Origin of the sequence: Pseudoalteromonas undina, from assembly GCF_000238275.3 — a bacterium.
In the GTDB taxonomy this organism is placed as follows: Bacteria; Pseudomonadota; Gammaproteobacteria; order Enterobacterales; family Alteromonadaceae; genus Pseudoalteromonas; species Pseudoalteromonas undina.
Genome location: NZ_AHCF03000003.1, coordinates 2332807 through 2354325, shown reverse-complemented (window position 1 = coordinate 2354325; position 21519 = coordinate 2332807). Strand labels below are relative to the sequence as shown.

Here is a 21519-nt window from a genome sequence, read left to right as displayed (position 1 = left end):
TTGATCATTTGTTACTGTCGTGAAACTTGGTAGCCCGTAACCGTATTACCCTAGCCCTTGGCGCACATACTTTAAATACGCCTCTAAACTGTGTTGCCACAGTGTGCTGGCTTCATTTAACGAGTTATTTAATGGTTTTTTATCTAGCAGGCGTCGTTCTATTTTTTTAAGAGCCAGTCCATAGCTATTAAAGCCAAGTTGCATTGCGGTACTGGCTTGGCGATGTAATAACTTAATGCATTGCTCGGGGTCTTGCTCTAATAAAGCTTGGCAACGGCTCAGCTTATTACGAGCAGAAAGAATAAATTCATTATAGATAGAAGATACTTCATCAATACTAAAAGAGCTTGTTAAGGTCTCTGTTGCGGTTTCATCGTATAACGTATCAATCAGCTCGACGGCAATATTAGCTGTTTGTGTTGACTGTGAATCACTCAATGCTTGGCGTAGTTTTTCTTGCTTTAATGGCTTGCCAACAATGTCTTTAATACCCAGTGCTAAGTATTCTTTTATTTCATCAGGGCTCAAGCTGGCAGTAAAGGCCAGCACCGGAGTTCGCTGATTTTTATGCTCCACTCGTTTGAGTGTTTTTAGCACTTGCTGCCCTGTTAAGTCGGGTAAGTTCATATCAAGTAACACCACATCAAAGTGATATTTTTTCATCAACTCAATCGCACTTTTGCCATCTTTGGCGAGCTTAATTTTATGCTCGTCGTCAGCCATAAATTCAACAGCTATTTTTTGGTTTAAATCTAAATCTTCAACAAGTAACACATCAAGTCCGGTTAAATAATCCTTACTTTGATGGCGCTGCTCTACAAGGCTAAGTTCACCTATGGCTAGTGTCATGTTAAAGCTAAATACGCTACCCACTCCGAGCTCACTGGTGATTTCTAGTTGGCTATTTATTTTATCGAGAAGGCGACTAGTTATAGCCAGACCAAGCCCCGTTCCGCCTTTTTCCTTACCAGCGCTGCTTTGAATGTAGGGCTCAGTTAAGTAATCAATTTCATCTTTTTCAATACCCGGGCCCGAATCGAGTACACTTACTTTAAGAGTATGATCGAGCTGAGTTTCATTAATTAAATCAATCTGTACTTTTACTGTGCCGGTGTCGGTAAATTTAATCGCATTACCAACAAGATTAATAATGATTTGTCTGAGCTTTTGTTGGTCGCAGTAATAACAGGCTTTATCAGGGATGTTACAGGCAAGCTCAAATTTAAGCTGTTTTTGTTCGGCCAGAGGACTTAACAGCAGGCATAAGTTTTGTAGCCAAGTTTTGAACTCTATGTCTTCTTCGTACAAGGCTTCGTCATGCTGATCTAAGCTTGCGTATTCCAGCACTTTATCTACTAGTAAGTTGAGTGACTCAGCTGAGTTGATAATGGCTTCACAATAAGCTTTATTGCGGCTGTCGCTAGTTTGGTTTAACACCAGTTGTGCGCTGCCTAAAATGCCGTTTAATGGGGTGCGTATTTCATGGCTTATAGTTGATAAAAAGAGCCCGCGAATCTCTAAGTCTTTGTGTGCTTTTTCGGTAAGTTTATTAAGCCTTAATTCTCTGCGTTCATTACACAATAGCGCCATACCGGCTGCATAAAACATAGGGGCAATCACACTGTTCAAAAATAATAGTGAGTCAAACCATGGGTTTAATATTGCATCTTGTTGTGCAACGCGATCCATAAAAATAGTTCGAGTGATAAAACTGGCTGCAACCAAGGTTAAAATAATAATGTAAACAATACTGGCATTAGGATAAGGTTTTCGCGCATATTTAAAAAAAACAAATAGTAAAAAAGCGGCTTCTACAATATGTTGAAAGTCAGAAATATAAACCCGTGAGCGCATAGATGGCTGAAAAAAAGTGAAGTAAACAAGCAATAAAGCGCTGGCAGCGGTAAATAGGCAAACAAATTTAAAACCACGACCACGATAATTTAAAAACTGACTCAGCGATAAGCAATGCACAATGGACGCTAAAAACATCATGCTATTAGCAAAGGTAATGGCAAGCTTTTCAGGGATTTTACCTATGAGCGCAAAGCCCACAATAGCGGCTAATAGTAGTAAAGGGTAGGAAATATAAAGTAACGTGCCGGGAACATGCTTGTTGGTACGCCAAGTTAAAAAATTTAGTAACGTCATCACTGTCATAACAGCGATACTGGCAAAATAAAGCGTAAATGAGTCGAGCATTAAGACCCCAACAGCGATTTTTAAAGAAGATATAAAAACAGGCACCTAAAGTGCCTGTATTGAATTTATTAAAATAAGCCTTAACGAATCTCGTCAGGAATATTTTGTTGTGCCCAAGAGAGTAGTTCAATACGGTTACGACATTTAGTTTTTCTAAATGCACTGTATAAATGAGTCTTAACCGTGTGCGGGCTAATGCTTAACTCTTCAGCAATTTCTTTATTTTTAGAACCATTACTCATTAACGAGATAATTGCTTTTTCACGTTTAGTGAGTTTGATTGGCTCAATATCACCATCGGTTAGCTTGTGTAATGCGTCTTTATTAAATTGCAGCATGCGGTTAAGCGCATTACACATAATATCGCGACGATACCAAAGCTGATCTTCAAGTAGTAAACGAATCCCTTTCATGAGTACATCAGCATTATCGGTGGTGTAAAATACACCGCGAATACCACTGAGTAATGCACGATTAGCAAGCTCTGGGTTTTCATCTAAATTAAACAACACAATATCGCATTTGATACGCAAATTAACGAGTTGTTCTTTTAGCTTAGTCCACGCGTCTTTACTTGATGTTTCAATGAACAATAAGCGAGTACCTACCGGAACATCTAAAATATTTGTACCCGTAGTTACGTCAAGGCCCTGTGTTTTTAACAAAGGCTCTAAAACGTTAATACCAATAGTGTTAATTGGTTCTTCGTCTAACAACAAAAAGGCTGAACTGCTCATGTTTTTTTACTCTTTTATAAAGCTGGCTAATTAATCTTACCACGATCCCTGCACACCTTTTGTATTAGGGAATAACAATTTCACTGGAGAAAAGGTGCGATTTCCAATTATTTAAACATAAAATGTTGCAAATAAGTAATTGTTTTTTTGGTATATAAGAAAAACGCCGTATTTTTAATGTATTTTTTAAGATACAGGATTTAATGGGTGATTATAGCGCAACTTTTTTAGTGTTTTGATACGGAGGCCAGCCCATTTCTTTTCCCGCCAGCATATGCAAATGAATATGGTAAACGGTTTGTCCACCGTGTTCATTGCAGTTCATCACCACGCGGTAGCCGTCATCGCTAAAATTAAGTTGTTTGGCAAGCTTAGCCGCTACCACATATAGATGACCAACAAGATGTGAGTTTTCCTCAGTGACATCATTAATCGTGGCAATGGCTTGTTTAGGAATAATCAACGCATGAAAGGGTGCTTGAGGGTTAATATCTTTAAATGCAAGTGCTAGGTCGTCTTCGTAAATAATGTCAGCAGGAATTTCACGATTAATAATTTTAGTAAAAATAGTCTCTTGACTCATAATGATGACTCTAATTTGTTCGATTAATATGTATGTCACTAATGACAAATTTTGCCAGCAGTGTCAAACTGAAATCAACTAAAGGAGTAATTATGCGTAAATCAATATTATTAGGCAGTGTAGCGGCGCTCTTGGTGAGTGCATCTAGTTTGGCAGAAAACATTCACTTTCCCGAGGAGTTTGTTCCTTTACAAGTGGGTGAACGAGTCATTGAAAGTTCGATTTTTAGTCGTGTTGATGATGTTGAATTAGCACCGGGTACTTATCAGTTAAAGCTTAAATACACAGATTTATATGATTTAGGTTATGACGATCACGAAGTGATTGAGTCAGAGCCTTTTTGGGTCAATGTAACTGTTGAAGCAGGTAAAGATTACACCTTAGTATTTAATCGTGCTGAAAATGCGGTGGCAGCGAAAGTATTTGCTGAGGCACCGCAAGTAAGCTTAAAAGCAAAAGGCAGTACCTTAGCTGAGCCATTAAATGTGATAGCTGAACGACAACTACAAAGTTCACAGTTTAATCAGCAGGCCTCAGAAACCCCTGCCGGTCCACAAAAACCAAGCCGCCCAATTAAACCGATTGCGCCAATTAATGGTAAGGGCATGCCAAGCGCTGCCAATATGCTCGACTTTTGGTGGCAACAAGCAACGCTCGCTGAAAGGCAGGCTTTTTTAGATAAAGTAACAAAATAATTAAGCATTAAAAAAGGGCCAAGTTGGCCCTTTTTAATTTATTGATAACGCTATTTAAATAATGCGTCAATGGTACCTTGTGCCAGTGGGTGATAACCCGGACGTGCTTTTAAGTATACGCTTTGTGCCCAATCTTTTTTACCATTGGTAATAAGCGCTTTATAAAGCGGCACGATAAGCTTACGACGACCAATACCCGATAAATGCTTATCAAGCGCAGGGTAAATCGGTTGGTAACCATTACCTACTGCTAGCATGTACCATGCAAACGCACGTTCTGCGTTGGTTGATTGGGTTAAGTTAAACTCGCCGTCTAATTCAGTCATTTTTTCAATGCTTAAATCGCGCGGTAAGTTGTTTAAAAAGTGTAGCCACTCATGCACAGTCCAATTTGTAGTGGGTAATTGTGCGGCAGTTGTATCCCCTTTTAACCAGCTCGCTGTTGCAGTATCGACTTTATCGAACGCGTCAGAGGTTGGGTTAGGTGCATCACTTGGTAAACCTGGCTGAAAAATCCACTCGTTTACTTTATCCATGGTCACTACGCCTGGATACTTTTCAATTAAGTTAGCTTTGATGTAAGAAACAAATTGCGCAGTGGTTAGCGATTTAAATGCAAACTCATTAAAATAGGTCTTAACAAAGTCATCAAACTTATCACGGCCGTATTTTTCTTCTAGGTAAATTAAAAATAGCTGACCTTTTGTGTAAGGCACTGAGCTAAACGCATCATCCGGATCGCGGCCATTTAGTTTTAAATTAAGGCGTGTATCTGGGGCATCAATGGTTTTAAGTTGCGCACGCAGGCCAGCTGCATCAAGTGCTTGTTCCATAACAGCACGGTCACGCCCAAATACCTCTTCCATAATGCGGTTTTCAACGTAAGAGGTAAAACCTTCGTTTAACCATAAATCTTCCCATGTAGCGTTCGTCACTAAGTTGCCAGACCAAGAATGTGCAAGTTCATGCGCAATCAGATTAACTAAGCTTTTATCGCCGGCAACAACCGTAGGCGTAATAAATGATAAGCGTGGGTTTTCCATACCACCAAACGGAAAGCTAGGTGGTAGCATAAGTAAATCATAACGACCCCATGCATAGTCGCCGTACATGGCATTGGTTTTGTCGATCATCGCTTGGGTGTCATTAAATTCAGCAACCGAGGCGTCTAAAATAGTTGGCTCTGCAAAAATACCAGTTTGCTTAGACATGGCCTTAAATTCTAAGTTACCTGCACCAATTGCAATTAAGTAAGGTGAAATTGCTTGTGGCATAGTGAAGTGGTAATCACCATCTTTATAAAGAGCATCTTTATTATCAGCACTCATTACCGCACGAATATCCTCAGGGGTATGAATGCGCGCATTATAAGTTACGCGCATTGCAGGGGTGTCTTGCACTGGAATCCAACTACGTGCATGAATCGCTTGCGATTGGCTATACATAAACGGGTGAGTTTTACTGGCAGTTTGCTCTGGCGTTAGCCACTGTAAGCCAGACGCTTCTGGGCGGCTGTTATAGTAAATACGAACTTTTTGTGCTTGATTTTTAAAGGTAATAGTTAATTTTGAGCCTTTAACATCATCGCGGTTAGCAAGGTTAAAACTAGCTTTATGCCAATTGCCATTTGCCGTTTGATACATCACTTTATCAATATCAAGATCACGGGTATCAAGTACTAGCTTTTTACTGTTGGCATTTTGCCACTGTAGCGTATGCTCAACAAAACCTTCCAATTGCTTATCAGCAAAGTCGATGTCTAAATCAAGGTTTAAATGCGTGGTGATAACATCATCAAGGTTGGCGTAGGAATTTTGATCAATAGCGCTGGCCATTGCTTGCGAGCACATACCTGCCATAGCGAGGCTTAAAAAAAGAGGTGTGATTTTCATAATTACCTTGAGTACAAATAAAAAAAGTGCAGGTTTTATATCATGATTGCTGCAGTGGGTTGAACAATTTTTACAAGCTGATGCGCAATTTGCGACGATGAGTTAAACTAGAGCGATTAATTACTGCTACCTTTAGAGGGCTTTGTGCCGCACTCATTACAACCCCTACATACATTTGCATTAAGTAGCCAATGCCAAAATTTTGTCGAGATTACCGACTCAGCGCAGCTTAAAAGTCAGTGCTTTAAAGTCCCTTTTTGTTTGTTGGGTGAGGGCAGTAATACTATTTTTTTAAATGACTATGCAGGCACGGTCATTAAAATGGCAACCCAAGGCATTACTATAACTGAGCGCTCGCATGACTTTTTAGTTAGTGTAGCTGCCGGTGAAAATTGGCATCAATTAGTGACTTACTTGCTGGAACAAGGTATTGCGGGGTTTGAAAACTTAGCTCTCATCCCTGGTACAGTCGGCGCTGCACCAGTACAAAATATTGGTGCCTATGGCGTAGAAATAGCTCAGTTTATTGAAGCTGTTGACTATTTTGATATTGATAGCGGTAGCTTTAAATCTTTAACTAATCAGCAATGTCACTTTGCTTATCGTGAATCGGTATTTAAACACGCGCTAAAAAATAAAGCAGTGATCACCCAAGTGCACTTTAAGTTGTCCAAAATATGGCAGCCAGTACTCAGTTATGGGCCGCTACAACAACTAAAAAACCCGACGCCACAGCAAGTGTGCGCACAAGTGATACAAACGCGTAACAGCAAACTCCCAAATCCCTATAAGCTGGCTAATGCAGGCAGTTTTTTTAAGAACCCTATTATCACTAATAGTGAATTAGCGCAGTTAATTACGACATATCCTGAGGTACCTCATTACCCGCATGGTGCCGGTCACCATAAAGTGGCTGCAGGGTGGTTAATAGAGCAAGCGGGATTAAAGGGATATAAAATTGCAGATATAGAAGTGCATCAACAGCAAGCGCTGGTACTAGTTAATCATGGTAATAGTACAGGGGATGATTTAATTAATATGATTGCTCACATTCAGGATATTGTTTTAACACGTTACAACATAAGTTTAGAACACGAAGTGCGGTTAATTGATCAACACAATGAATGCCATATCTCTTTGGAGCAATCAGTATGAAAGCACCTGATGGAAACAAGCTGGCTATTTTAAATGCACTGAATGAAGGTGGGTTTGTCTCTGGGCAAGCACTAGGTGATGAATTAGGAATAAGTCGCGCGGCGGTAAGTAAGCATATTCAAAGCTTACAGGCTATGGGCTTAGATGTATTTAAAGTTACGGGTAAAGGCTATTGCTTAAATAACCAAGTAGGTTTACTTAATCAGCAAAGTATACAGCAGCACTATACTGAGTTAGGCGCTAATATCGCGAATATTGAAGTGCAACCACTGATTGATTCAACCAACAGCGAGTTAATGCGCCGTATTCAAGCTAAAGCAGCGCTCGAATCGGGCACCGTGATTGTAGCCGAAATGCAGCAAGCAGGGCGGGGGCGTCGAGGCCGAGTATGGCAATCACCCTTTGGTGCAAACTTATACTACAGTTATTTTTGGCGCTTAGACGATGGCTTACAAGCCGCGATGGGCGTATCAATTGCTGTTGGTTTAGCGGTGTATGATGCGATAAAAGCACTTTATGGTATTGAAGTAGAGCTTAAATGGCCAAACGACATTTATATAAACAAACAAAAACTCGCAGGTGTCTTGGTAGAATTAGATGGGCAGCCACAAGGGCCATGTCAGTTGGTAATAGGGATTGGTATTAATTTAAATATGCCACAAAGTGCCAGTCAGTACATTGACCAAGCGTGGACCGATTTAAGTCAGCACACCCAGCAGCTAGATAAAAATCAACTAGTAGCTTCATTAACTTATTGTTTAGAGCAACGCTTAGCGCAATATCGTGAGAATGGCTTACAAACTATGTATCAACAATGGAATGCATTAAATGCATTTGCTGGTCAGCAGGTAGAGCTTAATACCGGGCATCGTAGCTGGTGTGGCATTTGTGAAGGTATAGATGCGCACGGTGGTGTACGTATTCGCCAAGACGGTGAAGTGAAAAGTTATTATGGCGGTGAGATTTCATTAAGAAAGGCGCAAGCATGAGATTACTCATTGATGTAGGTAATACCTCGCTCAAAGCTGTATTGTGGCAAGATGGGCAAATACAGCCATGCGATACTAATAATATTCCATGGCTGCAAATTACGGTTGTTGTATACGCTTGTGTGGGTCGTAGTGAATTACTCAAGCAGCTATTAGAAAAAGCCCAAGCACAAAATATCGATTGCTTTGAGGCTACGGTTAGTCATGAGCTCGGTACGTTGCATTGCGCGTATCAACAAGTGGGTAATTTGGGTATAGATAGATGGTTGGCGCTCATTAGTGGTTATACGCTTTACCCTAATACGGCCGCAATTGTTGTTGATGCTGGCACGGCAACGACTATAGACGTCCTTAATAATGATGGACAGCACTTAGGTGGTTGGATATTACCAGGGCTTGATTTAATGACTGCCTCACTCACTCAAAATACTCAACGCGTATTTGATGATGAAAACACGCCATTTGCTAATGAGCTTGGCAAAAACACTCCTAACGGATTAAAAAATGGTGCTTTAGTGGCAACTATTGGCGCAATTGAACAAGCAAAGCTGCATTTAAATACAAAAAATAGCCTTTTAATTTTTGCTGGTGGTTATGGTCAGCTATTACAAGGGTATTTTTCAGACAGTATTTTCGACCCAATGCTAGTGATGAAAGGCTTAAATTACTGGTATGAGTTAGCTAAAAAGAGTTAAAAACAACAAAAAAACCGCTTTTTGCGCGAATAGTGAGCGTTTGAAGCATAAAATCACATTTTTTTTAATTTTTTGGTTGCATCCCAATAAACCTTACTCTAGAATCTCGCCCCGTACTAAAGCAGTGCCGACTTAGCTCAGCTGGTAGAGCAACTGACTTGTAATCAGTAGGTCAACCGTTCGACTCGGTTAGTCGGCACCACTTTCCTTTTACCGGAAGTGCTTAGTATAAAGAATTATCGTGGAGGGGTTCCCGAGCGGCCAAAGGGATCAGACTGTAAATCTGACGGCTCAGCCTTCGCTGGTTCGAATCCAGCTCCCTCCACCACTTTATTCTAGACGGTTAGAGGTAGTTTAAGAACAGGTTCCTTAAAGCGGGCATCGTATAATGGCGAATCCAGCTCCCTCCACCACTTTATTCTAGACGGTTAGAGGTAGTTTAAGAACAGGTTCCTTAAAGCGGGCATCGTATAATGGCTATTACCTCAGCCTTCCAAGCTGATGATGCGGGTTCGATTCCCGCTGCCCGCTCCAATTTGATGATGCTGATATAGCTCAGTTGGTAGAGCGCACCCTTGGTAAGGGTGAGGTCGGCAGTTCAAATCTGCCTATCAGCACCAGTCAATCGAATCTCCTTAAACACTTCCTTTATCTGTCAGAAAAAACTATTTGAAATTTGAAAAAATTAACTTAATCTACCTATGGTGGATTATTTTCATATGTAATCTAGATACACAAAACTGATAGGTTCCGTCATGGCAAAAGAAAAGTTTGAACGCGTAAAACCGCACGTAAACGTTGGTACAATCGGCCACGTTGACCACGGTAAAACTACACTAACTGCAGCAATCACTAACGTACTTGCAAAAGTATACGGCGGTGTTGCTAAAGATTTCGCATCAATCGATAACGCTCCAGAAGAGCGCGAGCGTGGTATCACAATCTCAACTTCACACGTTGAGTACGATACGCCTACTCGTCACTACGCACACGTAGATTGTCCTGGACACGCCGATTATGTTAAAAACATGATCACTGGTGCTGCTCAAATGGACGGCGCTATCTTAGTAGTTGCTGCGACTGACGGTCCTATGCCACAAACTCGTGAGCACATCCTACTTTCTCGCCAAGTTGGCGTTCCTTACATCGTTGTGTTCATGAACAAATGTGACATGGTTGATGATGAAGAGCTACTTGAGCTAGTAGAAATGGAAGTTCGTGAACTTCTTTCTGAATACGACTTCCCAGGTGATGACTTACCACTAATTCAAGGTTCTGCACTTAAAGCACTTGAAGGCGAAGAGCAATGGGAAGCTAAAATCGTAGAGCTTGCAGAAGCACTAGATTCTTACATTCCAGAGCCAGAGCGTGACATCGATAAGCCATTCATCATGCCTATCGAAGACGTTTTCTCAATCCAAGGTCGTGGTACTGTTGTAACTGGCCGTGTTGAAGCTGGTATCATCAACGTGAATGACGAAGTTGAAATCGTTGGTATCAAAGAGACGACTAAGTCTACTTGTACTGGTGTTGAGATGTTCCGTAAGCTTCTTGACGAAGGTCGTGCTGGTGAGAACATTGGTGCACTTCTACGTGGTACTAAGCGTGAAGACGTTGAACGTGGTCAAGTACTAGCTAAGCCTGGTTCAATCAACCCACACACAACATTCACTTCAGAAGTATACGTACTTTCTAAAGATGAAGGTGGTCGTCATACTCCATTCTTCAAAGGTTACCGTCCACAGTTCTACTTCCGTACAACTGACGTAACAGGTGACGTACAGTTACCAGAAGGCGTAGAAATGGTAATGCCTGGTGATAACGTTAAGATGACAGTAACTCTAATCGCGCCAATCGCGATGGACGAAGGTCTTCGTTTCGCTATCCGTGAAGGTGGCCGTACTGTTGGTGCTGGTGTTGTTGCAACTATCGTTGAGTAATCAACTGTTGTAATGCATTAAGCATTAAAAAAACCCGAGCTTAGCCTCGGGTTTTTTAATGCTTGTAATTTATGTAATGTGAAGGTGGCTCTTTTACCTTAGGCATCGATGCTTTGTAGCAATTATCGTTGAGTCATCAACTGTTGTAATGCATTAAGCATTAAAAAAACCCGAGCTTAGCCTCGGGTTTTTTAATGCTTGTAATTTATGTAATGTGAAGGTGGCTCTTTTACCTTAGGCATCGATGCTTTGTAGCAATTATCGTTGAGTCATCAACTGTTGTAATGCATTAAGCATTAAAAAAACCCGAGCTTAGCCTCGGGTTTTTTAATGCTTGTAATTTATGTAATGTGAAGGTGGCTCTTTTACCTTAGGCATCGATGCTTTGTAGCAATTATCGTTGAGTCATCAACTGTTGTAATGCATTAAGCATTAAAAAAACCCGAGCTTAGCCTCGGGTTTTTTAATGCTTGTAATTTATGTAATGTGAAGGTGGCTCTTTTACCTTAGGCATCGATGCTTTGTAGCAATTATCGTTGAGTCATCAACTGTTGTAATGCATTAAGCATTAAAAAAACCCGAGCTTAGTCTCGAGTTTTTAATGTCTGAAGTAAAGTTTAAGTATTAATGTTATCGCTGTAACAGAGTGGGAGCATGAACTTAATCAGTTAGTAACCAGCATTCTTACGTAATTCATCAAGCATATTTTGGTTACCCATCATTTCGTCAAGCGTTGCCCTGACTGCATTGCCAGAGCTGTTGTTATAAACTGATAGTAGATGCTGCGCCATTTGCTTCGTATAACCATCTTGTTTATTTTGAGCTTGGTAGTATTGCGCCATCAACCCTTGTGCAGCTAAGCGACGGATATAATCATTCGAGTCTTGCTCTAACAATTTTGTAAATTGCTCTGCAAGGCGGTAATCAAGTACCGGTGTTTGAGTTGATAACTCAATAGCTTGAATTTTAAATTTTTCATCACTACTGTTGTTCGCTAAATTTAAAATGTTACCTACTACTTCATAGTCATACTCAGGCATAGTAGATTTATTTAGAATATACATATTCATTTGCAGTTGGCTCAGTGCAGCTAACCTATTTAAATCAGAGATGCTTGGATCTAAAGTTTGCTCTCTTAATTGAGAGTTTATTTGTTTTGCATAATCAGGTTCTGATTTGATCCTTAAATCATAGTCTTCTGGTAAGTCTGCATAAAAGCTATAAAGAGGATTTTGCTCACGTCGTTTTTCATCTTCTTGCTGCTGTTTTTCCTCTAGTACGTCAAGAACAAGTTCCTTAAATTCGTCGGTATTTTGTTCTTGATAAGAGCCATTAGCGTGCAGTGTTAAGTTTGCTACTTTGCGTTGTAGCGAACTTACTTTCTTGCTTAGTTCGTCAATTAAGGCTTCATTTGATTGCTGATATTCTGCAGGAGTACTAATAGAAACTGTGGGGCTTAGCTGTTGCTGCTTGGGTTTATTAAGCGAACTGGGCTGATCTTTAAAAAATGTCCCGTAGCATGAAATTACCAAGGCAAGTGTTGCTATAGTAATCGCAATAGTTCCTTTGTTTATAGTCATAAAATAATCTGCCTCTAAAATGGGTAATTTATCTGTTTTCGAAATATAAGTCTGTTAAAAAAAGTGTTAAATGAGGATGAAATATACAAGTTAATTAAGAAGGCGGGGCGTGAGTGGCGAAATACGGTGTTTAAATTGGCTATAAGCGCTAGACCTAAGCCTAGCGCGTAAAGCTTAATGCGATTTTGCGTATTGCTCAGCTTGCTTCCACACTCTTAGTGTATTGCCGCTTAAAATCTTTTTAATATCGGTATCACTGTAACCTCTGTCTATCAAACCTTGAACTAGGTTAGGGTAGCTAGATACATCCTTTAAGCCGATAGGCAGTGAGTCACCTACACCGTCGTAATCAGAGCCAATACCAACATGATCGATACCAATTAGCTTCACAACGTGATCAATATGATCAAGCACTTGCTCAAGGCTAGCAAATGGAAATGGATTTTTAGCGCGGTACATAGCATCAAAATCTTTAGCTACTTTTTTGCCTTCTTCAGTAATTGTTTGCTTTTTACTTTTGAATTGATCGTACCAACTTCCGGCTTTTGAAGTAACAAAACTTGAGCCAAAGTTAATTTGAATCACACCACCGTTCTTCTTAAGGGCTAACAGCATGTCGTCATTCATATTACGCTCAAAACCAGGCGTATATTTACGTAGTGAAGAGTGTGATGCAATAACGGGTGTGTTAGACAACTCCATTACTTGATAAAATGCATCATCCGAAATATGCGATACATCAATCAGCATGCCGATGTTATTCATCTCTTTTACTAGCTCTTTACCGAATGGGCTTAAGCCTTTCCACTTGCGACGAATATCGTATGATGAGTCAGAAATATGATTGCTTTGCGAGTGAGCTAGGGTGATGTAACGCACGCCACGATCAAAAAAGTGTTGTAGGTTTTTCATTTCGCCCTCGATAGGCGATCCGTTTTCCATACCCATGGCAATCGACATTTTACCTTGCGTAAATTGTGCTTCTATATCGCTTGTTGAGCTGGCAATGGCAAACTTATCTGGAGCACGAAACGCAATCGCTTCCATACCATCAATTAATTGATTCGCTAATTGAAAGCTTTTTCCTTTGCCTTCAAACTCTAAATGAGCAGGAATATAAATCGACATAAATGGCGCGTTTAAACCGCCTTTTACTGCACGAGGGTAATCAAAATCGCCGCCATCAGTGGCTTTAGTTACATCCGCCCATTTATCATGAATGCGGTAAGGCACATCAATGTGGGTGTCGATTAAAATGGTATCGTGAGCAAGCTTGATTGCTTTATCTGAAGGGGGGGCCGTCGTTGCTTGTGCTCCAGCAACGGTTAGTGCAATGGCGCTAAGTGCTAAACGTAATTTCATGTTCTTACCTATTTTATTATAATAATGCTAATGATTGTAACAACAATTGATTCGTCCTGCCTACTATCCGTTTATCCTCTTTTTTAGCCATTAATCACTTATTACCCTTCGGTATCAAATGTAATCGTTATAGTCCTAGTCAACAAAGACTCAGTATGCGTCTAAGGCGTACTGCAATTTAAGGGACATAACTATGCAAATTACTATAAAAAATCAGCCAGGCAAACTATCTTTTAAACCAATTTTAGCAACATTATTATTGGTTTTTTCATCAATCAGTTACGCAGATGAAATAGATGAAACCGATTCAGTGCTTCAATTCCATGAGGGTTTTTCTGTTGACTTTCAAACAGCCAAAATTAAAGACGTGTTTGATGGGAAAGGTGTTGGCATTAATTACCAAGCTTCATTAGGCAAACTTTCAAAAGATCAGCTCAATGGTAAGGTTGATCTTTATGGGCGCTTACAGCATCAAATAAATAAGGATGGTGATAAAGCTAATTTAACTCAAACCGAAATCACTCTAGGGGTTAATTGGGCATATTCAGACAAAGCACATTTTTATATTGAAAGTGCATTAATGAAGCAGCAACTCGATATTAATAATCACGTAGGTTCTCAAACATTTGATATAACTCGTGTGGGTGGCAAATATAATTTTTATAAGGATTTTGTGCTGAATACAGCACTAGAGCATCGCGATGCGTTAAAAAGTGAGACTGGTTATAAGTTCGCACTGGAAACAACGAAAGCCAAATATGCCTTATTTAGCGCAGGTTACCTAAGTGTTGGCAATAATCAATCACTGTTTTTTACTGTGGTATCAAAATTTTGAGTAGTAACTTAATCGGTCTTGGGTACAATGCTCTGTATTATCAAAGGAGTGTACCCATGCGAAGTTATTGGTATTGCCAGTTGTTGGTTTTTACTTGTATTGTGCTTATAAACTATAGCTTAGGAGTTGCGATATTAAATACAGCATCAGAGCACCATGCTAATTTGCTTTTAAGAACTGTCTCACATGCATCTGTATTTGTGTTATTGACCCATTTTATCCTTTACACCTTAGGTAACCGGTTGTGTGGTAAGTTAAAAATAGCACGACTCAATATTTTTTTGCTAAGTGTGTTATCTATTCCGTTAGCATTAATACAGACTCTGAATGTAGGTTATTTTACGCCTTTCATTTTACCTGAGAGCGCTTCGAGTATGAGCATACAAATATATGGAGAAGCAACGGTAGATTTAAATGAGCAACAGTTTACCGGAGTGTTCTCAAGCTTTTTTAATGCGTTAGTAATGAGTTTAATATGGAGTGGTTGTTACTTAGCGGTAGTATCGCGAAGAGAAAAAAAACTTATTATGAGTCAGCTGAAAGAGCAGCAACTTGAAAACCTTAAAAGCCAAATCAATCCTCATTTTTTATTCAATACCTTAAACTCAATTCGTGGCATGATTTACCAAGATCAAGATAAAGCCGCTGATATTGTTACCCAGCTTTCTGAGCTATTTAGATATAACCTCACCACAGATTTACAAACCCACGTCAATTTTGAACAAGAGTGGACGGTATGCGAACATTATTTGGCGATTGAAAAAGTACGGTTTGGTAAACGGCTTTTAGTCACAATGCAGTGTGATGACGCGTTAAAAAAAGTCGTATTACCGAGTATGGCTTTATTAACTTTAATCGAAAACGCGACAAAGCACGGCATTGCCCATTTAGTAGAGGGTGGAGAAATAAAAGTAGATGTAGTAAGAACAGGGGAAACAGTCACGATTACAGTGAATAACCCTTTTGATGAAACGAAACTTAAGTCCGGCACCAAATTGGGGTTACAGAATATTCAATCAAGACTTGAGCTGATGTTTGCACAACATGGTAAGTTGCTCATTAAAAAACAGAGCGGACAGTTTAATGCAACTTTGGAGGTGCCCTATGCAACATAATAAGCCGACCATAACAGCATTAATAGTCGATGATGAGCTACTTGCTCGAAATGAGTTAGCTCGGTTATTAAAGCCTTATAAGCACATAGATATAATTGATGAGGCTGAAAATATTTGCCATGCTTATGAATTAATAAAAAAGCATAAGCCTGATGTTGTTTTTCTTGATATTGAAATGCCGGGCGGCACAGGTATTGAACTTGCGGAGCAGCTAGCAGGTGAGACTAATATAATATTTTGCACAGCGTATAACGAGTTTGCTGTAGATGCCTTTAGCCTTAATGCCGTTGATTATTTACTAAAGCCTATTGTAAAAGAGCGTTTAGAAGGCACCTTAGAAAAGTTGGAAGGGCAACTGACACAGCGCCCTATTAGTTACTTAGAAGATAACTTTAAATTGATGGTTAAATTTTCTGAGAACATGAAAATTATCCAATTGGCAGACATTTTAAGGTTTGAAAGTATTGGTAATCATGCAGCGATTTATACTGCTTTCGGGAAGGCCTATATTCATAGCTCTTTAACTAAAATTGAAGCTCGCTTAAATCCAGATTACTTTTTACGAGCAAGCCGCAGTGACATAATACGACTAGACGCGATAATGGAACTTGAAGAAACTATAAATTATGGGCTTTTGGCAAAGCTCCGTAATGGTGCACAAGTTGAAATATCTCGTCGTCAAGCAAGTAAGTTAAAGCAACAATTAAGCTTTAATCTATAGCTATTGTTGCAAATGTTGCTCTTCACTTTGCATAGCTTTGAATTCGTTTTTCGAGATTATGGTGACCGATTCGTGCAGTTCAGAGAAAAACACCATAGCTTCGCCGCTTTTTAATTGCTGATTTACTTGCGCCACTTTACTTTCAATACTGAATTCTTGTTCGCCATAATCTGTGCCTTCACGCAGTACATAGCTTTCAATTAGGTTGTACAGTGTGTCTTTATCAAGTTGTTCAAAAGGAATAATCATAGTCACTCATTATCAGTGTTATTAAATACACATTGCTTAAAATAGTCAGGCACTACTTGCTCTAGCCAATACACGGGCTTGAGTGGATTGTTACCGCTAATAAAGCCAACGTGGCCGCCTTTTTCAGAGATACGCAGCGTAACATGCTCACTTACATCCTGACTACTTGGAACCGCTTTAATCGACAGCATAGGGTCGTCTTTGGCATGAATAATTAGTGTAGGTGTCGCAATATCTTTTAAGTAGGGCATCGCACTGGCTTTTTTGTAGTAATCGTGTGCATTCTCAAAGCCATGCAACGGTGCTGTAAGCTGGTTATCGAACTCTAATAAATCGTCAATTTCCATTAATTGATCAGTGGTGATCGGTATCTGTTGTTTAATTTGCGGTAATTTACGTTGCATCGACTTTTTCATTCGATCGAGCAAATATTTTTGATAAATTTTACCTAAGCTTTTACGAATAACATCACTAGATGATGATAAATCATAGGGCGCAGATATCACGGCAGCTGCGTTAAGCGGGCAGTGAATGTTTTCTTCGCCTAAATACTTAGCCAGTACATTACCACCCAATGAAAAACCCACCGCTACAATAGGGCGATTTGGAAACTGTTGTTTTAAATGATTTATAAAAAAAGCTAAATCGGCGGTGTCGCCACTATGGTAGGCTCTTGGTAAGCGGTTTACTTCGGTTGAGCAGTTTCTAAAGTGCATCAATACGACAGCAAAGCCTTGCTTTTTTAATGCCTTCATCATGCCTTTGGCATAAAAACTGTTGATATTGCCTTCAAGTCCATGAAGTACCACTGCGAGTGGTGCTTTTTCGTTATGCGGGAGTGACCAAGCAAGCTCAATAAAGTCTCCGTCGGGCGTATCAAGTTGCGCAAGTTCGTAGCGAGTATGATGAAAAGGGCGGAAAAAACGCGGTATTATGGTTTGAACGTGTCGGTTGGTCATCCACCATGCGGGTTTGAACTTAGGGATCATGTCTGTACTACGCACTTTGCAATTAACGAAGCGCTAGTGTAGCAAATTTTTTATATTTAAAAATAAAAAGCGCCTAATCAGTAAACTAATAAGGCGCTTTGTGCGTCGTGCTTAATGCTGTTCTTTAATATCTGCATCGTGTACTTTTTTCATGAAAAAATACACAAAGAAAAGGCATAAACTAATAACGACGCCTAAAAATCCAAATGATAAAAATAGTACTGGGTCGCTAAAAAAATCTCTAAAGAATACGTCCATAATTGCCTCCTGATGTCTATTAGGTAATCATAGGCTGGCTCAGTGGTACTTGATATGATCCAGATCAAGCTATTTTACAGATTATAAAATGGGCAATGCAGATGTTGATTTTGATCAATAAAGTTAAGTCGATTTTGCACTTTTTAGTAAATTATCTGCGATTTTTTAATCACTTTTATAATAAAGATGGTCAGCAAAGTTCAGCTTTGAATAACCGTTGCTTTGTTTTAGGTTAAATAAAATAAACCTGGTGTTAAATATATTTGACATGGATAAAAAGTGAACTTATAGTTTAAAAGTCAAAAATATTTTACTTGGAGTTAGCTTTATATGACTCGTTCAGAGCACTTTAAAGAACTTTTACAAAGCATAAGTTTTAGAGAACTGACGCTGAGTATCGATTTACTAGTAAGCGTGTACATATCTTACTTTTATGTAAACAGCCTAATGAATGCGAGTACGCAGCAGCTTAGTTCTGTTTCTTGGTTATCTGGCTTATTGCTACAGGTGTTAATTTATTCTGTGATACTTATAGTATTGAGCTATTTATTACTTACATTTATCAGTGATAATGAATTAAATCAGCCACCTGATGTGAGAGAAAAGCAAATAAATTTAGTGGGTTATAAATACAAGGCCATAATCTTACAGGCGGGAATTTGTGTTGCTATTTTTCAATATCAAATTGAAGCTAATAACTGGGGCCCAGCTATCGAATATAATATTCCATATTTACCAATGCATATCATGGTAGGCGCTTTTTTGATTGCCGAAATAGTCAATTACATAGCGCAGCTTTATAAAGGCAGAACGGGTGATATCTATGAGTGAGTATGCAATAACTAACTCTATTCGAACATTACGCTTTTTACGCGATGAAATGACGCAAAAGCAGTTAGCAGATGCTATTGGCGTAACGCGGCAAACGGTAATGGCAATTGAGGCAAATAAATATTCACCCACTTTAGAGGTGGCTTTTAAAATTTCTTTAGTTTTTAACTTACCTTTAGAAGAGGTATTTCAATACAAAACTAAAGATATATAGCTTGGTGTATAAAAGTAAACCAAAGTAACCATGTATATAAGAGCTAATATTCATAATATAAATGGCTTTATGATCTGATGAAATTAATAGTGAAAAATTATGACAAATATTTATCGCTGTTATTGGGCGTTGCACAAGGTGTTAAATTCATACTATTAACTTCATCAATCAATATTATTTGTTGCTGCTTTTCTAATTTTAGCTCGGCACCGAGAAGTGCTTTTCGAATTGCGGCGTAATCTGTAATCTCGGCTTGATTGGCTTTTAAGTAGGCACGTGTGGCTCGTAGAGGCTTCAATGCCAGCTTATCAAACTCACTAATTGATTGTTCAAGCTTGTTTAGCTGTGTTTGGTTAATAGCTAGATTGAGAGAATCTAAGTAATACAGCAACAAGCATAGGTTGACGTTTTTACCTAGCTGGTTTTGATAATCCAACAGGCGCGTTTGCATGTCACCTTTGCTATAAAGGTTACATGCAAACTGCCAAAAATCGTTGCTTTTAAGCAAGTTCATCGGCGAATGCCTGCTCTTTTTGTTCCATTTCTTCAAGGGCCATAAGTAGCTCTTCTTCAACATCGTTAAGCTTAGGCGTAAGTGTGGCTTGTTTAGTAATTAACTCTTTAAGCTTGCCTTTATTTTCGTCGTTATAGAGAGTGTTATCGCCTAGCGCCTCTTCAACGTCAGCTAGTTCTGCAGCAAATTTATCTAATTGCTTTTCAAGTTTTTCAATTTGCTTTTTCAGCGGCTGAATCGCTTTTCTAAACTCGGCTTCTAAGCGCTTTTGCTCTTTACGGTTAACTTGTGAATGGGCTTTTGGCTCTTCGTCGGTGTCGTTTTTAGCGGCTTCTTTATTAGCATTAAGCAGCCACTGATAATATGCATCTAGGTCGTAGCCAAATTGGGTGACCTCGCCATTATCAACTAAATAAAATTCATCGGCGGTATTTTTAAGCATATGGCGATCATGCGATACCGTGACCATAGCGCCTTCAAAGCCTTGTAATGCCATAACTAAAGCGTGGCGCATTTCTAAATCAAGGTGGTTGGTTGGCTCATCGAGTAGTAGTAAATTTGGTTTTTGATAAACCAACATAGCCAGTACTAAACGGGCTTTTTCACCGCCAGAAAAGGGAGCTACAGGATCGAGTGCTTTATCGCCTACAAAGGCAAAACCGCCTAAAAAGTCACGCAATGATTGTTCGCTGGCTTTAGGGTTTAAGCGTTGCAGGTGAGTGACGGCACTGGCTTTTAAATCTAGAGACTCCAGTTGATGCTGCGCAAAGTAGCCAATGTTTAAGCCTTGATGCTGAAACACTTCACCTGCTTGAGGTTGTAAGTCACCTGATAGTAATTTAATCAGTGTTGATTTACCTGCGCCATTTCTACCCAGTAGTGCAATACGGCTGCCTGGTACTAAGTTCAGCTTAATGCTGTTTAAAATGGTGACATCGCCATAACCGGCTTTGGCTTTGTCGAGTGTCATTAGCGGATTGGGCAGGGCGGTTGGCTCAGCAAATTCAAAATCAAATGGCGAGTCAGCATGTGCTGGGGCAAGTTTTTCCATGCGCTCTAGCGCTTTAACACGGCTTTGTGCCTGTTTGGCTTTACTGGCTTTGGCTTTAAAGCGGGTAATGAACTGCTCAAGATGCGCTATTTGTTCTTGTTGTTTTTCAAACATGGCTTGCTGCTGCAATAGGCGCTCAGCTTTTTGGCGTTCAAACTGCGAGTAGTTACCTTTGTACACATTAATAAGTTGTTTATCTATATGCCAAATTTGATCGACCACAGCGTCTAAAAACTCACGGTCATGAGAAATAAGTACTAGCGTGCCGGTGTAGGCACGTAAAAAACGCTCGAGCCAATACACGGCATCTAAATCAAGGTGGTTTGTTGGCTCATCCAGTAACAGTAAGTCGGCATCGCGAATAAGCGCTTGGGCTAAGTTTAAGCGCATGCGCCAACCACCCGAAAATGCACTTACCGGGTTTTCTATTTGATTATTAGCAAAGCCTAAACCATGTAACAGCTCACCTGCCTTGGCTTCTATGCTATAGCCTTTAATGTTTTCAAGCTGAATATGCACTTTAGCTTGAGTGTCGCCATCGTGATTTTGCTCGGCTTCACGCAACGCAATTCTTAGTGCGTAGTATTCAGGGTGGCCTTGCAGTACGTAATCTATGGCGCTTATTTCAAGGGCGGGGGTTTCTTGCTTTACTGAGGCCAGTGACCAATCTTTAGGAATACTGCAATTACCGCCATCTAACGAAAGCTCAGACTTTAATAAACTAAATAGCGTTGACTTACCACAGCCATTGGCACCAACAAGGCCTACTTTGTGCTCTGGAAATAATGTAGCCGATGCATTTTTTAATAAAGCTTTGCCACCGCGAAGCAGTTCTATTTCTGAGATTTGGATCATAAATACGTTACTTTACTGTGCCTTGATTGAATTGCCGCCATTATAACACGGATCTTA

At 39.7% G+C, this 21519-nt stretch carries 21 protein-coding genes and 4 tRNA genes; 14 read left to right on the top strand and 11 right to left on the bottom strand.

The genetic code is table 11. The features are described 5' to 3' along the window. Positions 1-45 precede the first annotated feature (45 nt). The 3 genes from PUND_RS14565 to PUND_RS14555 all read right to left on the bottom strand — a co-directional run bounded on the left by PUND_RS14565 (position 46) and on the right by PUND_RS14555 (position 3522). Positions 46-2202 (bottom strand): response regulator, encoded by a 2157-nt coding sequence (locus tag PUND_RS14565; protein WP_041709752.1) that lies wholly within the window; start codon positions 2200-2202, stop codon positions 46-48. Positions 2203-2282: 80 nt separating this feature from the next. Further along, positions 2283-2939, bottom strand: a complete 657-nt coding sequence (locus tag PUND_RS14560; RefSeq protein ID WP_008108518.1) for a helix-turn-helix transcriptional regulator — start codon at positions 2937-2939, stop codon at positions 2283-2285. A gap of 211 nt (positions 2940-3150) precedes the next feature. After that, positions 3151-3522 (bottom strand): histidine triad nucleotide-binding protein, encoded by a 372-nt coding sequence (locus PUND_RS14555; protein WP_010392287.1) that lies wholly within the window; start codon positions 3520-3522, stop codon positions 3151-3153. Between the two features lie 92 nt (positions 3523-3614). Between PUND_RS14555 and PUND_RS14550 the strand changes: the two genes are divergently transcribed. Then, positions 3615-4217, top strand: a complete 603-nt coding sequence (locus PUND_RS14550; RefSeq protein WP_010392289.1) for a DUF2057 domain-containing protein — start codon at positions 3615-3617, stop codon at positions 4215-4217. A gap of 50 nt (positions 4218-4267) precedes the next feature. Here the strand turns inward: PUND_RS14550 and PUND_RS14545 are convergent, their stop codons facing one another. Then, positions 4268-6109 (bottom strand): M1 family metallopeptidase, encoded by a 1842-nt coding sequence (locus PUND_RS14545; RefSeq protein ID WP_010392291.1) that lies wholly within the window; start codon positions 6107-6109, stop codon positions 4268-4270. A 144-nt stretch (positions 6110-6253) separates the two neighbouring features. Here PUND_RS14545 and murB point away from each other — a divergent pair, with 144 nt between their 5' ends. From murB to tuf, 8 genes are all read left to right on the top strand, one after another. Next, the gene (gene murB / locus PUND_RS14540) at positions 6254-7264 is read left to right on the top strand and encodes a UDP-N-acetylmuramate dehydrogenase (RefSeq protein WP_010392293.1); all 1011 of its coding nucleotides are present in this window, start codon (positions 6254-6256) and stop codon (positions 7262-7264) included. Beyond that, positions 7261-8253 (top strand): bifunctional biotin--[acetyl-CoA-carboxylase] ligase/biotin operon repressor BirA, encoded by a 993-nt coding sequence (gene birA, locus PUND_RS14535; protein WP_010392296.1) that lies wholly within the window; start codon positions 7261-7263, stop codon positions 8251-8253. Before murB ends, birA begins: the two co-directional genes overlap by 4 nt. Further along, positions 8250-8948: a type III pantothenate kinase gene (locus PUND_RS14530; protein ID WP_010392297.1), complete on the top strand. Its 699-nt coding sequence runs from the start codon at positions 8250-8252 to the stop codon at positions 8946-8948. Before birA ends, PUND_RS14530 begins: the two co-directional genes overlap by 4 nt. A 126-nt stretch (positions 8949-9074) precedes the next feature. Continuing rightward, positions 9075-9150, top strand: a tRNA-Thr gene (locus tag PUND_RS14525). 41 nt (positions 9151-9191) lie between these two features. After that, a tRNA-Tyr gene (locus PUND_RS14520) sits at positions 9192-9276 on the top strand. A gap of 131 nt (positions 9277-9407) precedes the next feature. Beyond that, a tRNA-Gly gene (locus PUND_RS14515) sits at positions 9408-9482 on the top strand. A 10-nt stretch (positions 9483-9492) separates the two neighbouring features. Beyond that, positions 9493-9568, top strand: a tRNA-Thr gene (locus PUND_RS14510). A gap of 135 nt (positions 9569-9703) precedes the next feature. Next, entirely contained in the window at positions 9704-10888 is a 1185-nt protein-coding gene (gene tuf, locus PUND_RS14505; protein WP_109875886.1) for an elongation factor Tu, read from the top strand. Positions 10889-11556: 668 nt separating this feature from the next. Here tuf and PUND_RS14500 read toward each other — a convergent pair. Both PUND_RS14500 and PUND_RS14495 read right to left on the bottom strand, forming a co-directional pair. Beyond that, the gene (locus PUND_RS14500) at positions 11557-12468 is read right to left on the bottom strand and encodes a hypothetical protein (protein ID WP_010392312.1); all 912 of its coding nucleotides are present in this window, start codon (positions 12466-12468) and stop codon (positions 11557-11559) included. Between the two features lie 174 nt (positions 12469-12642). Then, positions 12643-13830 carry a dipeptidase gene (locus tag PUND_RS14495; RefSeq protein ID WP_010392314.1) on the bottom strand — a complete coding sequence of 396 codons (1188 nt, stop codon included), beginning with the start codon at positions 13828-13830 and terminating at the stop codon, positions 12643-12645. Between the two features lie 193 nt (positions 13831-14023). Here PUND_RS14495 and PUND_RS14490 point away from each other — a divergent pair, with 193 nt between their 5' ends. From PUND_RS14490 to PUND_RS14480, 3 genes are all read left to right on the top strand, one after another. Beyond that, positions 14024-14665: a hypothetical protein gene (locus tag PUND_RS14490; protein WP_010392316.1), complete on the top strand. Its 642-nt coding sequence runs from the start codon at positions 14024-14026 to the stop codon at positions 14663-14665. A gap of 374 nt (positions 14666-15039) precedes the next feature. Further along, positions 15040-15780 (top strand): sensor histidine kinase, encoded by a 741-nt coding sequence (locus tag PUND_RS14485; protein ID WP_198501066.1) that lies wholly within the window; start codon positions 15040-15042, stop codon positions 15778-15780. After that, positions 15770-16501, top strand: a complete 732-nt coding sequence (locus PUND_RS14480; protein ID WP_010392320.1) for a LytR/AlgR family response regulator transcription factor — start codon at positions 15770-15772, stop codon at positions 16499-16501. The genes PUND_RS14485 and PUND_RS14480 overlap by 11 nt, the downstream gene beginning before the upstream one ends. Here the strand turns inward: PUND_RS14480 and PUND_RS14475 are convergent, their stop codons facing one another. The 3 genes from PUND_RS14475 to PUND_RS14465 form a co-directional block, all read right to left on the bottom strand. Next, a complete protein-coding gene (locus tag PUND_RS14475) occupies positions 16502-16750 on the bottom strand; it encodes a YheU family protein (RefSeq protein WP_010392322.1) in 249 nt (82 codons plus the stop codon). Between the two features lie 2 nt (positions 16751-16752). Continuing rightward, positions 16753-17739 carry a hydrolase gene (locus tag PUND_RS14470; protein ID WP_041709582.1) on the bottom strand — a complete coding sequence of 329 codons (987 nt, stop codon included), beginning with the start codon at positions 17737-17739 and terminating at the stop codon, positions 16753-16755. 111 nt (positions 17740-17850) lie between these two features. Continuing rightward, entirely contained in the window at positions 17851-17997 is a 147-nt protein-coding gene (locus PUND_RS14465) for a hypothetical protein (protein ID WP_008114223.1), read from the bottom strand. Between the two features lie 330 nt (positions 17998-18327). Between PUND_RS14465 and PUND_RS14460 the strand changes: the two genes are divergently transcribed. Together PUND_RS14460 and PUND_RS14455 are read left to right on the top strand one after the other, a co-directional pair. After that, complete coding sequence (locus tag PUND_RS14460; RefSeq protein ID WP_010392329.1) at positions 18328-18828, top strand: hypothetical protein; 501 nt, start codon at positions 18328-18330, stop codon at positions 18826-18828. Beyond that, a complete protein-coding gene (locus PUND_RS14455) occupies positions 18821-19042 on the top strand; it encodes a helix-turn-helix transcriptional regulator (protein ID WP_010392331.1) in 222 nt (73 codons plus the stop codon). Before PUND_RS14460 ends, PUND_RS14455 begins: the two co-directional genes overlap by 8 nt. A gap of 97 nt (positions 19043-19139) precedes the next feature. Here PUND_RS14455 and PUND_RS14450 read toward each other — a convergent pair whose 3' ends face one another. Then, a complete protein-coding gene (locus PUND_RS14450; protein ID WP_010392333.1) occupies positions 19140-19556 on the bottom strand; it encodes a TIGR02444 family protein in 417 nt (138 codons plus the stop codon). Then, positions 19543-21462: an ATP-binding cassette domain-containing protein gene (locus tag PUND_RS14445; protein ID WP_010392334.1), complete on the bottom strand. Its 1920-nt coding sequence runs from the start codon at positions 21460-21462 to the stop codon at positions 19543-19545. Before PUND_RS14445 ends, PUND_RS14450 begins: the two co-directional genes overlap by 14 nt. Positions 21463-21519 lie beyond the last annotated feature (57 nt).